The organism is Bacillus sp. RO1 (assembly GCF_012524115.1).
Taxonomy (GTDB): Bacteria; Bacillota; Bacilli; order Bacillales; family Bacillaceae_I; genus Sutcliffiella_A.
The window spans coordinates 25,402-38,991 of record NZ_JAAZWB010000089.1 but is presented as its reverse complement, the minus strand read 5'-3'; the positions used below and the strand labels follow the sequence as shown (position 1 = coordinate 38,991).

Annotated in this window: 11 protein-coding genes; 1 reads left to right on the top strand and 10 read right to left on the bottom strand. The window is 37.9% G+C overall.

The window, feature by feature from the left end:
- Window positions 1-146: 146 nt before the first annotated feature.
- The 8 genes from HC179_RS18915 to HC179_RS18880 all read right to left on the bottom strand — a co-directional run bounded on the left by HC179_RS18915 (window position 147) and on the right by HC179_RS18880 (window position 10,370).
- Window positions 147-1,649 carry a helix-turn-helix domain-containing protein gene (locus tag HC179_RS18915; RefSeq protein WP_168865757.1) on the bottom strand — a complete coding sequence of 501 codons (1,503 nt, stop codon included), beginning with the start codon at window positions 1,647-1,649 and terminating at the stop codon, window positions 147-149.
- 103 nt (window positions 1,650-1,752) lie between these two features.
- Window positions 1,753-2,196, bottom strand: coding sequence for a YrvL family regulatory protein (locus HC179_RS18910; protein ID WP_168865756.1), 444 nt, complete (start codon window positions 2,194-2,196; stop codon window positions 1,753-1,755).
- Between the two features lie 114 nt (window positions 2,197-2,310).
- Window positions 2,311-3,132, bottom strand: a complete 822-nt coding sequence (speD, locus tag HC179_RS18905) for an adenosylmethionine decarboxylase (RefSeq protein WP_168865755.1) — start codon at window positions 3,130-3,132, stop codon at window positions 2,311-2,313.
- 66 nt (window positions 3,133-3,198) lie between these two features.
- Window positions 3,199-4,110 carry a CBASS cGAMP-activated phospholipase gene (locus HC179_RS18900; RefSeq protein WP_168865754.1) on the bottom strand — a complete coding sequence of 304 codons (912 nt, stop codon included), beginning with the start codon at window positions 4,108-4,110 and terminating at the stop codon, window positions 3,199-3,201.
- 86 nt (window positions 4,111-4,196) lie between these two features.
- Window positions 4,197-5,150, bottom strand: a complete 954-nt coding sequence (locus HC179_RS18895; protein WP_168865753.1) for an ArsA family ATPase — start codon at window positions 5,148-5,150, stop codon at window positions 4,197-4,199.
- Window positions 5,151-5,161: 11 nt separating this feature from the next.
- A complete protein-coding gene (locus HC179_RS18890) occupies window positions 5,162-5,425 on the bottom strand; it encodes a cory-CC-star protein (protein WP_148986263.1) in 264 nt (87 codons plus the stop codon).
- 191 nt (window positions 5,426-5,616) lie between these two features.
- Window positions 5,617-7,359: a carbon starvation CstA family protein gene (locus tag HC179_RS18885; protein WP_168865752.1), complete on the bottom strand. Its 1,743-nt coding sequence runs from the start codon at window positions 7,357-7,359 to the stop codon at window positions 5,617-5,619.
- A gap of 422 nt (window positions 7,360-7,781) precedes the next feature.
- Entirely contained in the window at window positions 7,782-10,370 is a 2,589-nt protein-coding gene (locus HC179_RS18880; protein ID WP_168865751.1) for a DEAD/DEAH box helicase, read from the bottom strand.
- Window positions 10,371-10,681: 311 nt separating this feature from the next.
- On the opposite strand from HC179_RS18880, the gene HC179_RS18875 reads away from it, so the two are divergent.
- A complete protein-coding gene (locus HC179_RS18875; protein ID WP_168865750.1) occupies window positions 10,682-11,212 on the top strand; it encodes a YceI family protein in 531 nt (176 codons plus the stop codon).
- A gap of 49 nt (window positions 11,213-11,261) precedes the next feature.
- On the opposite strand, the gene HC179_RS18870 is transcribed toward HC179_RS18875, so the two are convergent.
- Both HC179_RS18870 and HC179_RS18865 read right to left on the bottom strand, forming a co-directional pair.
- Window positions 11,262-11,540, bottom strand: coding sequence for a DUF1871 family protein (locus tag HC179_RS18870; protein ID WP_168865749.1), 279 nt, complete (start codon window positions 11,538-11,540; stop codon window positions 11,262-11,264).
- Window positions 11,541-11,558: 18 nt separating this feature from the next.
- Window positions 11,559-13,538 (bottom strand): penicillin-binding transpeptidase domain-containing protein, encoded by a 1,980-nt coding sequence (locus tag HC179_RS18865; protein WP_168865748.1) that lies wholly within the window; start codon window positions 13,536-13,538, stop codon window positions 11,559-11,561.
- Window positions 13,539-13,590 lie beyond the last annotated feature (52 nt).

Here is a 13,590-nt window from a genome sequence, read left to right as displayed (position 1 = left end):
AATTTTTTACCACTTTAATGATAATGATTATCATTTCTGATTAAAAAAGAATGAATCTCTTGATGAAATTCATTCTCAATGATAACTATTATCAATTAAAGTTTCCATGCACAAATCTAACTTTCGACATAGACATAATATACTCATCACATATAAAGAAGTTTTTCATCTAAGTTAAAATAGCTAACTAGACCCTCTATCATATGTTTTCTTCCCAATGGTCCCCATGGATCCCATTCATTGCTGCTTGGTATATATATTTCCTTATTTTCAACTGCTCTTAGTTTGTCCCATTCAGGATCCTTTGCAACCTTATCTACCGCTGCTTTAGAGCTCCATAAGAATAGAATTTTTTCTGGGTTAAGTTCCAATAATTCTTTAACAGTTATGGTAATATACCCACTTTTAGGCAAGCCTTGATGAGGTGTAAAATCTAGTGTTTGATACAACAGATCCATGCAAGCATGATTAGAAGCACCATAAAGTCTAATTTCTTCATTTCTTACCCACACTACTGCCCATCCCCCACTTTTGGCCACCTCTTTAAGCATCTCTTTTGCGCGATTCTCTAATTTCTCCATTTCTTTCTTGATGGTAGCTACCGCCTCTTCTCTACCAAAAAACTGAGCAATTTGTTCTAAATAATCATCCCACGTCTTTTGAAAATCTATCAAATGGACATCGTTATTTTTCAGCCATGTCAGTGTTTGATGCTCTCCATGGTGAAGAGAGGTTTTTATAATACAATCAGGATTGACTTTCATAATATCTTTGGAGTTAATAGTTTTTTCTGCGTTTAAAAGTAAAGTACCCTCTAAAGGCTTTTCTAGATAAGAGGGAATCCCATTTGTTTTTGGATAAATACTAGGATACACAGGTGCGGCCACCGGTTGAATGCCTAATGCTAGTAGGTGGTCTTGCAAAAATAATTGACTGACCACTGCCACACGATTTTGAATTTTTTTTATGTAAATAGTGGGCGATAACCCTTCACGTTTTTTAAATAAACGGCTAAAATAAAACTCGTCTTGAATCCCTATTTGAAGAGCTACATCTTTAATATTTATACCTTTATTTTGCACAATCAGTTCCTTGGCTTTTTTTATTTTCGTATCAAGAACAAATTCTTTTGGTGGGATTCCTGTTTTCTTCTTAAAAGCTCTCGCAAAGGAAACTGGCGTCATACGAGCTTTAGCAGCAAGATCCTGAACACTAAAAGGTTTATGAGAGTTCTTGTAAATATAGGTTATGGTTTGTTCTATATCATCTAAAGGTTGCACTTCTGTCATACTACCAATTAATTTCCACAGCTTTGCTTGGAAATTGCAACGGTCCAAAAACGATTTACTTTTTTGAAGGATAATCAACTCGTCTAAAATAGGACTTATCTTACAAGGTTCCGTAGCAGTGAAGTAAATATGTTCTTGGTTCATATCCATTATTTCAATGATATATATTTTTAAATAGTTGTTTGCAGGTGACACGATAGAGTCGTTTTTCATCCAATAGGCTTTTCCCTCGGATAGTTCCTGTACATCAGACAACTTTGTACTTTTAACAGCAGCTGTATTTGCTGCAACATAAATAATGGAAGGAGGTGCAATTAGCTCTTCTCCTTCCTCTAATAAGTGATGTGAAATTGTGTACATTACGTTTTCCCCTTACTTTCATTCTTTAAGATTCTCCTATTATATATGATAATGATTATCAATTGCAATAAAGTGCTAAGATTTTAGTTCTTAAGGTCCCAATTCATTCCTTGAAATGCTTTTTTTCTACCAAACTATCTAAAACAAGCAACAAACTAGCCGCAACCAATTCTGTATACAATGGAACTGTGATCCCCTTTATCCATTCATCTGTAAGATATAAAGGAATCCATATGAATAGAAAGGAAATCCCTATTTGTGAAATGGTAATAATCCATTTCCTTCTTAATCGAGGCAAAACTCTAATAAGAAAGGTCATGGTAGCTATTTCAAACATTAAGGTTAATGGTATCAATAGGACAATATAGGAAATCAAGGAACTTTTTGTCTCATATTGGACACTGAAGAGTTGAAAAAGGCCCGCAAAACCAAACAAAAAGGCTCCACCTACAATAAGCAGGGCAAATGCAAAAAGAAGTGTCATTGAAATCGCTAAAATCAGTTTATCGGAACCACTTAAATTTGGATCATGATTATGTTGTCCCATAATGCTCTCCCCTTTTTAACCCTATTATTAGGTGTTATTCTTCTAAAGGGGAATTCATTCCAATAAAAAAAGCAATAAGTCTTGGACTCATCGCTTTTTCAGATTAATCGTTATTCATTCTTCTTCTCGGTGTCCAAAATTAATGTTTTTGCCATAAAATATTTCGTCCATTTCATTTGTAAGCTTGTTTGTAATTTCATACCTTTCATCATCTGACAGTTTGTCTTTAGAGTATCCGAACAGATAATTATTTAGATCAAATTCCTTTAGACGGCACTTTGTGTGAAAAATATTTTCCTGATAGATATTTACATCAATCATATCATAAAGGCTTTTAACATCATTTGGTATGTAGTTTTGGATTGAATTGATGTCATGGTCAATAAACAGCTTGTTACCGTTAATATCTCTTGTAAAGCCACGTACTCGGTAATCCATGGTCATGATATCTGTTTCAAAAGAGTGGATCAGATAGTTTAAAGCTTTCAATGGGGATATCTCTCCGCAAGTGGACACATCAATATCGGCCCGAAAGGTACTGATCCCCTCTACAGGATGGTATTCCGGATAAGTATGTACGGTAATATGGCTTTTATCAAGCTGGCATACTACAGAATCCGGTAGTGGTCCTGGAGACTCCTCATAAGATTCAGTCGGAACTTCTACTACTGGTCCTTCAGAAACAAGTACCGTCACACTAGCCCCTTGAGGTACATAATCCTGTTTAGCGACATTTAGTACATGGGCACCAATTAGTTCAGCGACGTTTTTTAAAATTTTGGTCAAGCGATCGGCATTATATTGTTCATCTATATAATCAATATAGGATTCCCTTTCCTCTTTTGTCTTTGTATAACAAATATCATACATATTAAAACTCAGGGATTTTGTTAAATTATTAAACTCATGTAGTGTGATTCTTTTTTCCGAAGACAAAGCAAAATTCCCCCTTCATTTATTTTCTACAGTTATAGTACCCCTTCTGATAGAGAAAAAAACAAATCAGGTACTTAAGAATTCGCTTATCACTTTTTTCTGTTCGGAATAAACTGATTTCCCTAGTTGGATCAGCTCGTCCATATAGGTTACATCATCAAATGGTACTTCCTCTCCCAGCTCCTTATTAAGTCGGATGTAATTACTTCCTAATAGATGCCTGCATTGATAGGACACAGACTCAGATGATAATTGCAAAGCAAGGTCTAATAATTTTGGCGTCACTTTCATGGAAGGGAATCGAAAGGGCAGCCACTGTTTTACTCCCCAATATTTGTCCTTTTGAATGGTAAAGTCAATTTTTTGAAGTCCAGTCCCAATAGAGAGAATTTCTATGTCTTCCAGTTTCAATTTGAAATATTCCATCCCTTCTGTAATACAAACCAGAGATGGATTATTTGCCCACAGTCCTCCATCAATGGAAAGATAGTCATTGCCGATATTGTTTGGGGGAAAATATACTGGTGCAGAACAAGAGGAAAGCACCGCATCCCATAAGTGAATGGTCAAATCCTTTGCTTCCTTGTTTCCATAATTGGAACGATGTACAAATGGCCGACCATGTGTTAAATCAACAGCAGGTATTAAAAGAGGACTTGTTATATTCTTTAATTTTCGATTCCCAAATGCTTGCATGATAAACTGTCTAAGCTGACGATCACTATAGATGCTTTTAAAAAGGCCTACTTTTGCTTGGCGAGTAAATATTTGTTTTCCGTATTTTTTATAGCCTGATAATACTTCTTTCATTGGCTTTTTGATGGAAATCGAAGAGGCGATAATAGAGCCCGTACTTGTTCCTGCAACAAGGTCTACTAGGTCAGCTATTGGTTGGTTGAAATCTTTCTCCATCTCCTGAAGAATAGAAACCGCAAATACTCCCCGGATTCCTCCCCCATCAAGACATAACATTTTCATGTACCCTATCTCCCGTACTCATTTCCTTTTAGGCTTTCCTTCAACCAAGAAAAAACTCCTAAGAAAAGGAGGAATTTGCTCCTTTCTTAAGAGTTCTTCATAGTAAAGTTATTTGTTAGCGTATATGCATACTTCCTCAAATGGCTTAAATTAGAAATGTCATGTTCAAAAAGTGGAGTTTTAATTATTTCTTGCTTATGGAAAATTTCATGAATATGCTGGATATATGGTCTTTCATTTTCTCTGCGATTTTTCATAAAGACACCATCTGCATGGTCTGGGATGACCTTATTTACAAAAACAGTGGAAACGTCCATGTTTTGCTTTTCTAACATATCTATCGCTTTTTTTGTTTCCAATATAGGAAGTCGTTCTGCATTAAGGACAAAAGCATATCCCGTCTTCTTCTGATCAAGGAGAATATCCCGCACCTTTACAAACTTTTGCTTTCTAGCCTGTAACTTATCAAATATAGGGTCTTCAACCGGTTCTCCATCGTTTAATAGCTGACTATAGTTTTGCTGAACCTTTTTTCTCTTATCCAATAAGCCACTTATCCAGACATTCATCAGTTCAGGTAATGTTAAAAGCCTAATGGTGTGGCCGGTTGGAGCAGTGTCAAATATGATATGGTCGAAAGAATTGTATTCTTCAAGCACTAAGGAAGTAATTTTATCAAATAGTGCCGCTTCATCTGCTCCTGGTGATGCGCTTGCCAGATCAATTTGCCTATGTACCTCATTCACCATGGTGGCCTTTACTAACCCCTTTAGATTAGTTTTCACCTCCTCGATGTATCTCTTAGATTCAGCGTGAGGGTTAATTTCCAAGAGATGCAGATATATGTCGATCGACAATACCTTATCTTTCGGCTTTACATGAAAGATGTCTCCAATATTGTGGGCTGGATCCGTTGATACTAATAAAACCTTTTTGTCTTCTTCTGATAAGAGGTGTGCAATAGCAGAAGCTGTGGTTGATTTTCCAACTCCCCCTTTGCCACCAATAAACATAATTTTGCAGTTGAAAAGCTTGCTCATTCTTCTACCTCCTAACAGCAGCGTATTCCATTTAGTGGTGATTTCTCCATCCCCATTCGCAGGTGCCAATCATGAAACCTCTCAATGACAAATGGGTATAGCTCTAACGTATAGTAAAATGCAGGATTAGGAAGACCGAGCATTTCAGAAAAACATAATAAAGTAAACAAATCCTCTTCTTCCCTCAACTCTCTTGCAATCTCAGTTCGGTGGGGTTGTTGAAGTATTTCATCATAAATAGTGATGACTTTCTTGAATTTTTCCAGAATGTCCATTATTAAGAAAACCCCTTTCTGCTTTTATATAAGCTCTGTTAAACACCGCTGTTGATTTCCGCACTAGGCTTCGCTTTCCTAGGGGCGTTTGCTTCAATCAACAGCTAGGTTGCTGCAAAAATCAACAGTATGCTTTAACAGAGCCTTTATATAAGAAGAGGATGAGCAACATGCTTCATCCTCTCTAAATGTTACATGGACGGATCTATTGGTGGGGACTTGTCAGTTTTAAAGAATACTCTGAATGCCTCCAAAATAATCCAAAATGCAAACACGAAAATAATTCCACCTAAAATGAAAAGTAACATGTTCGCATCTGTTTCTCCCAGACCTGACCATTGAAAAACGACTTGTACAAACATAGCATAAATAGTCATAGAGAATATGAAAATCATAGGTACGAAAGTATAGAAGAAGTTTCTACCCTGCTTCTTTAACCAAACTGATATTAGCAGTAAACTTACTCCAGCCAAAAGCTGATTACTTGTACCAAACAGCGGCCAGAGTAAGTAACCTCCTGAACCAAATCCATTCGGACCTTTTGGAATCAATACTAATGCAGCACTCGAAACAACGGCAACAGAAGTTGCTACATGCATGTTTGTTAAAGGTTTAAAGTTATATTCACTTCCGATTTCAGAAATGATGTATCTCATGAGACGTAAGGATGTATCCAAGCTAGTTGCAGCAAAACTAACAACAATCACGGTGACAATGGTTCTGGCAATATCCGCTGGAATCGCAATACCTGTAGCGAGTTGGGCCGCACCGTTAATAAAATTGGACATCCCCCCTAAGCTTGCTGCACCAAAGTCGGAGTAAGCTGCCCTAAAATCACCAGCATTGGCAAACAAAGTCGCAACCGCAATAATGGAGATCAAAGCAAGAATCCCTTCTCCTACCGATCCCAAATAACCAACAAAACGTGCGTCTGTTTCTTTGTCGAGTTGTTTAGAGGTGGTACCCGAAGCAACTAGTCCATGGAATCCAGAAATCGCCCCACAGGCAATGGTGATAAATAACAATGGGAACCAAGAAACATCACTTACTTCATTTGTCATCGGGGCAGTCAGTTCAGGTCTGAGTACTAGTAAACCTGCGTAAAGCATTAATAAGCCAACGACTAATTGGTGAGAATTGATATAGTCACGTGGCTGCAGTAATTTCCATACAGGTAAAGTTGATGCAAAATAACAATAAATCAATAAAAGCATGATCCATATAAAAAATGACATGGATACTCCATCTAATCCGAAGATTACCGTGTTATCGGCACCGCCAAAATAACGGACCAAGTCAATTTGGAGGAACTGAACCTTACTTGTCAAAACTGCTGAACCGTACATAACGGCAAGTGCAATCAAAGAGGGAACCAGCATTTTTGCCTTTCTTTTGTAAACTGCATATCCAATCCAAATCGCAATCGGGATCTCAATAAAGATTGGAATTACTGCAGCTGGGAACTTAATGAACAAGTTTGAGATAACCCAAGCAAACACGGCATTTACCATGAGAACTAAGATTAAAATGATAAATAAAAAGAGCATTTTTGCGCGTTTTCCGATTAGACGGTCTGTTAAAGTGCCAATAGATTGTCCTTTATTTCGGACAGAAAGCACAAGTGTACCAAAATCATGAACACCAGCTGCAAAGACAGTACCAAGTATAACCCAAAGAAAGGCAGGTCCCCATCCCCAATAAAGTGCGATTGCAGGACCTAAAATAGGCGAAGCCCCCGCCACTGAAGAAAAGTGATGTCCCCAAAGGACCACCTTCTTCGTTGGTACAAAATCCACCCCATCATTGTACTTATGGGCAGGTGTTACATAATCAGGATCCAGGCGATAAATCTTTTCTGCGATGAATTTGGAATAATAACGATAGCCCAGAGCAAAAACGATAAAACCGATGATTGCCAACCAAACAGAATTCACCCTAATTCCTCCCTCTTTCTATGTATACAAGAAAAGATTACTAATGAGTGAAAGCGTTGTCAATATAGATTTCTGAAAATTCGTACTAAATACATACTACTTTTATTATCAGGTCATAAAATAGGTGGAAAGTAGCATGTTTAAATCATGGTAGGCGGAGCTCTTTTGTTTGTTTGTTTGTTTGTTAGTTAGAAAACAATGTTCTACCTTTTCCAGCTCTACTTCTACCTTTTCCAGACTTACTTCTATAATTAAGACTCTAACTTCTATCTGTAACTAGAAAAGTTCTACCATAAAATAGCGACCTTCTACCTTTTGCAATTTTCGACATAGGGGAACAAAAACAAAAAGTCTGAAGAACTTATGTACAAAGAAAAGAGGTGCTCTCGAGGGCACCTCTTCAAAAATTATAGATTAAACGCTTAAAATGGGCGTTTTATGGAAAAGTTCTTGTGCTTTTTCCGCAGCTTGGAAAAGTGACAAGCATCACATACTGCATATTTAAAATTAGGATCCAACTTTTTCCCACATTTGCTACACTGCTTGGTCCGCATCTTCACATCTGTTTGCAATCGTTCATGCACTTCATCACTAAATGATTCTCTTATTCTTTCCCAATATGTTGCTTCCGTCCTTCTTTCCAATCTATATAAAAACAGCAAATGGAGACCGATGGATTTATATGATAGTTCCACATTCTCCAGGCTATCCTTATTCATGAACGGTTCCGGCAGTTCTTCCCTTGTGACAATCGCTTCCATAGTTTGCTTCCATTGGTTGATGAGTGTCTGCTCTTTTGTAGAAAACGGGAGATGTAAAAAGCCATACAAATCATTAACCGAAAGCCTTGCTTCAATCATGGTGTCCTCGATTGTCTCATATAAAATTTGTTCCTCGCTAAGGGTGGCCTTCTCTGTACCCGCAGGACTTTCGAACTTATCCCACAGCTCAAAGAAATGACCAAGCTTGTTTGAGTACTTTTGAAATCGCTCTAATATCGAATTGGTTGGGGCAATCGCAAAAGTGTGTACCTGACGATCTTTTCCACCTAGTAGCTTTTCCATTGCTTTAACGTCTCCTGTAAAAGCAACTTTTCCAACATCATACATTCCCTTACGTCCTGCTCGACCTGCAATTTGCTTTACTTCTTGTGAGGTCAGACGTCTTCGTCTCGTTCCATCAAACTTTTCATTTTGCAAAAAGACCACTCTTCTAATAGGTAAATTCAAGCCCATCCCGATAGCATCTGTAGCAACAATTACCGTTGTTTCTCCATCAATAAAACGCTGCATCTGCTTCTTTCGTGTTTCAGGGGGCATACTTCCATATATCATGCTGACTTGATGACCATTGTTCTGGAGAATCGATGCCGTTTCTAGAACCCGCTTCCGAGAAAAACAGACAAGTGCATCTCCTTTTTTTGTTTCCCTAAGAGTGAATGGCCGCTCTTCAACCTGAAGAGGTGTGTCCCTTTTATATTCATTAATTTCAATTGCCGCATTTCCTAATAGCTGCAGTACCATTTCTTTCATACTGAAGCTGCCGACAATGTGCACTTCATCCGCATTGGCCTTTGTAATGGCTTTGTACCAAGAGAACCCGCGGTCCTTATCTGCAATCATTTGTGCCTCATCGATTACGATAACTTCATAATAATCTTTTTCATAAAACATTTCGACCGTGCTAGAGAAATGGGTTGCACCCGGAGACAGTTTCTCTTCTTCCCCTGTTTTTAATGAGCAGGGTACTCCTTCAGAATTTAATGTGTCGTAGACCTCCAATGCCAATAGGCGCAGTGGAGCAAGATATAATCCGCTTTTTGCTTCTTTCATTCTTTGTAAAGCTTGAAATGTCTTTCCTGTGTTCGTTTCCCCAATATGTATAACATACCTTGTACTTCTACCGTTCGAAGGAATATATTCCCTACCGAAAATATCTTCTAACATCCTCTCCTCTTCTTCTTGTTTTCGGCGGATCTCTGCCAAAATTTCCTCTTCTTTTCGCTTCCGGTCGTTGATATCTCTTTGCAAATACTGCTCATGTACCTCTAAGTTGAAAGGTTGTTCCGCAAGTTCAAGCAAATCGGAAACAAATTCATCTTGTATTTGCTCCATATAATCATTGACCAATAAGTAAAAAGAGTTTGCAAGTAGTTTTCGAAGCTTAGAAACAGTAAATTCTTCAGAAGTCACGGTTTCGTAGTCTGTTAAAATTTCTTCAGGAAGCTCATTCATTATTAGGCTAGGGAGAAAACCGAACAGATAATCCGTAATTCTTTTTTCATAGAAAAAATAATATGTTTCATACTCCAAGTATTCCTCATAATAATCAAAGCTTTGGTGAACAGCACCTGTCAGCTCACCGAAAAAGTCCTTCAAAGTGTGATAATCGGATGCATCCATAGGGCCAGACTCTTTTAACACATCTTCTCTTCTGTAGGAGTCTGTTTCTTCAAACTTCGGGTTGCTCTGTAGGTCCTCTTTTACCTTCTTGGCAACAAAGTGTCTGACATACAAGAAGTAATTCGCTTGATTTCTTTCCACTACCTTATGAGCTGCCTGATCAACCGCATCCGTAACAGCATCTATGCGAAGTTGCAAACGTTTTTCTTCCATTCTTTTTTGGAAATCTTTACGGGCCTGAATGTATTTTTCTGCCCATACTGACGGGTTCGTATACGAGGAATTCCGTAACCACTCTTCTGCGTGAAAAGGTTCATATTCCCGCATTTCATTTTTAAACAGTTGGTTGATTATTTTTTTGTCAACCCCTTCTGTTTCAAACCCGCGTTCACTCAAAATGTGTTTTTTCTCTTTTCGGGCAACGTCATTTGTTACTTTATTAAGCCAGACATTGTACCAAATCTGTTCCACGTAATGCTTACGCTCTTCCATATATTCCGCAAACGTTGGAAGGTCCTCTTTCGTTTCAAAATATTGTTGAATATCTTCTTCTATCTTATATTTTGTTCGATCCAAGGATGTAGAATGAATGATGTTTAATTTGTCCATGATGAAGTCTCCTTTATTGTATGTTTAGAGACTTTAGATGTTTGCCTTAATCCTTGTCTAAAAGCTCTAGTCTTGTGGTTTTTAATATCTTTTGATAATTCATTGGTTTTAAACAAAAATCTGATGTTTCCTGCAACATATCATAAGAAAATCCCCTTGTCACGAGTTACATCTCATATTTTTAAAATAGAGTAAATTATAGGAAAAATAGTTGTTGACAATTTAACACCTCGAGCATATAATTTATCTTGAAGTTATAAATCTTGAATTAAAGATATTTTATTAAAAGGGAATCTAGGAGGAATATTATTATGGCTAAAACAGTTTGGAATGTTGACAAATCCCACAGCACAGTGGACTTTTCGGTAAAGCACATGATGTTCGCAACAGTAAAGGGTGGATTTCATGAATATGATGCAACAATCGTTGCAGATCCAACAGATTTAACAACAGCTGATATCGAGTTTGTTGTGGATGTTGCAAGTATTGATACACGCAGTAGCGATCGTGATGCTCACCTTCGATCTGGAGATTTCTTTGATGTGGATAACCATCCAAAAATGATTTTCAAAGCTACAACTATTGAAAAAACAGACGATAATGAATACAACGTAACAGGAGATCTTACTCTGCGTGGTACGACAAAATCTGAAACATTTTCTGTAGTATTCGAAGGAACTGGTCAAGATCCTTGGGGAAATGAGAAAGCAGGTTTTGCAGTAGAAGGAAAAATCAAGCGAAGTGACTATGGCTTGACTTGGAATGCTCCACTTGAAGCCGGTGGTGTACTTGTTGGGGATCAAATTAAGATAGCACTACAATTACAAGCTGCTAAGGGATAAAATAATAAAAAGGGAATTGCTAAAAGGCAAAGGCAATTCCCTTTTTTGTTTATTTTTTAATTTCTTCCCAAATTAAAACCGCTACTTGCAAGCATGTTATAGAAGGGAAATCAGTGGAAAAAGAAGCGTCCATATTCTGTTTGATATGCCTTGCTAATTCGTCTACTGAATCAACTTCATCTAGCGCATCTATAATTTTATCAATTTCATTTCGGTACCTATCTTCCCCCGCACCCATCGCAAGAAGGTCCATCGGATCCCATTCATTGATAATCTGGATGACGATTTCTTGTTTCTTTATCTTAGACACACCAATAAAACTTTCCATCTATAACACCTGCCCTAATTAGTTTGAAAGAGCCTCATAAAATTTGTTCGTCAATTCTATTGTGTATCTGCTTCCACCTCTGTCAATCACATCCTCAATCAACATTGCTGTCAAAAATGTCGGGTCCTTTTGATCGTAAGAAACCCATAACCCGTTTTCCAATCTTTCTTCTTTATTAATTTCAGCAGTACCGGTCTTTCCTGCAATCTCACGTCCTGGTACATTTGCCACATTGGATTTTCCTTCCGTAACAGTCTTTCTAAGATTGTCCTGAAGGAGTTTTGCGTTCTCAGGCGATACGATATCCTTCCATACTTCAGAAGTTTCTTTCTCCAGCAGCAACGGCTTCATCATCGACCCGTCATTTACTACTCCACTATAAATACTTGCAAGGTGTACGATGTTTAATAAGATTTCACCTTGTCCATAAGCGGTATGGGCCAATAGGACTTCATTTTGGAAAGAGCCCGCGTTGGAAATTTGTGAATCGCTTACTGCGGGATACGCGAAAGGAAGTTCTTCCCCAATTCCTAATTTCGCTAACCCTTCCTCAAAATCCTCTATTCCAATGTCAATAGCTGCCTTAGCAAAATAAATATTGTCTGAGTTGTTCAATCCACTTTTTAAATCTACTTTTGTATCGTCCACATACACTCTGGTTACTTTACTTCCCCCGATATCCCATTGCTTGTCAGGGATGTCATATTGGTGGTTAGGATCAAGCTTCCCGCTTTCTAGACCGATAATGGAAGTGAGGAGTTTCATGGTGGAGCCTGGGGAATACGTACCACGGAAGCGATTTTCACTAGCATTGAGCCCTGCTTCCTTTAATTCCTCCAGCCTCTTTTTCTTGCTCAGTGAAGTTCCCATAGTAACAGTGTTTGGGTCATATGCCGGCGTACTCACAAGACTTAACACCTTTCCGGTACTAGGGTCAATGGTAGTTGCATGCCCAGCATCATCTTTCATGACATCATACAATTTTTGTTGCATATTGGCATCAATAGTCAAGGAAATGTCTTTACCACGTTCTGGCTCAGTTCTTGCAATGATTTTTTCAGTGCCGTCTTCTTTTACTTGGGTGATTTCCAAGCCTTTCTTACCTTTTAATTCCTTTTCATATAATCCTTCAACCCCGGTAACACCTAGTCTATCACCCTGTTCATATCCCTCAAACTCTTCTAAATCTTGCGCTGTTGCCTCAGCTATATAGCCCACTAAATGAGCTGTTGCTTCTGCGAATGGATAAACACGCTCTATCGATCTTCCATTTGTAACTCCTTCAATTTCAATTAATTGTAAAACTAGATCCCTCTCGTCTTCTCGGAAATTCTTGATAGGCATGGCATAATGAGGTTGTGCCCAGCTTAAAGTATATAGGCTTGTTATTTCTTCTTCTGACATATCAATCAATTCTGCAAGCTTTGCCAAATCCCTTTCTGCATTAAATTCACCAGGCACAATTTGCAGATTCATCACTTCCTCGTTAGCTGCAAGCTTGTTCCCCTTACTGTCTAAGATTTCACCCCGTGTTGCTTTGGTGTACTCCATCACAAATTCATCTGTCAAATCATATTCTGGAAAAATAAAACTTGGCTCCCACTGGATATACCAATGTTCGTTCTCTTCCTCATCTAACACTTTATCCATGACAAAATTCACTTCGTAATCTATCTTTCTAGCAAATGTGTCATATGTGATCTTACCTGGAATGATGACGGTTTCTTGTTCTTCCCATTGGACTTCTTGATCTAACACTTCTATTTTTAAATTTTCCATTTTAAAAAGGTCATAAACTTCTTTGTGTTTTTCTTCAAATAGTTGCAGCGGTAAGTTTTCTTTTGAATCTGATTGGAGAAATTCTTCATACATGTTTGAGAAATCTTGTTCCTCCCATGTGGTTATGTAGCTGTTTAATACATGATAAGGATTGACAGGTTCTTTTTGACACCCAGCTAGTACCATCAACATGACTATCATAAACAATATCTTTTTCATTGAAGCCCCCACCCTCTCTTGTCTATTATTTTTAAGGATACATGAATTTCCA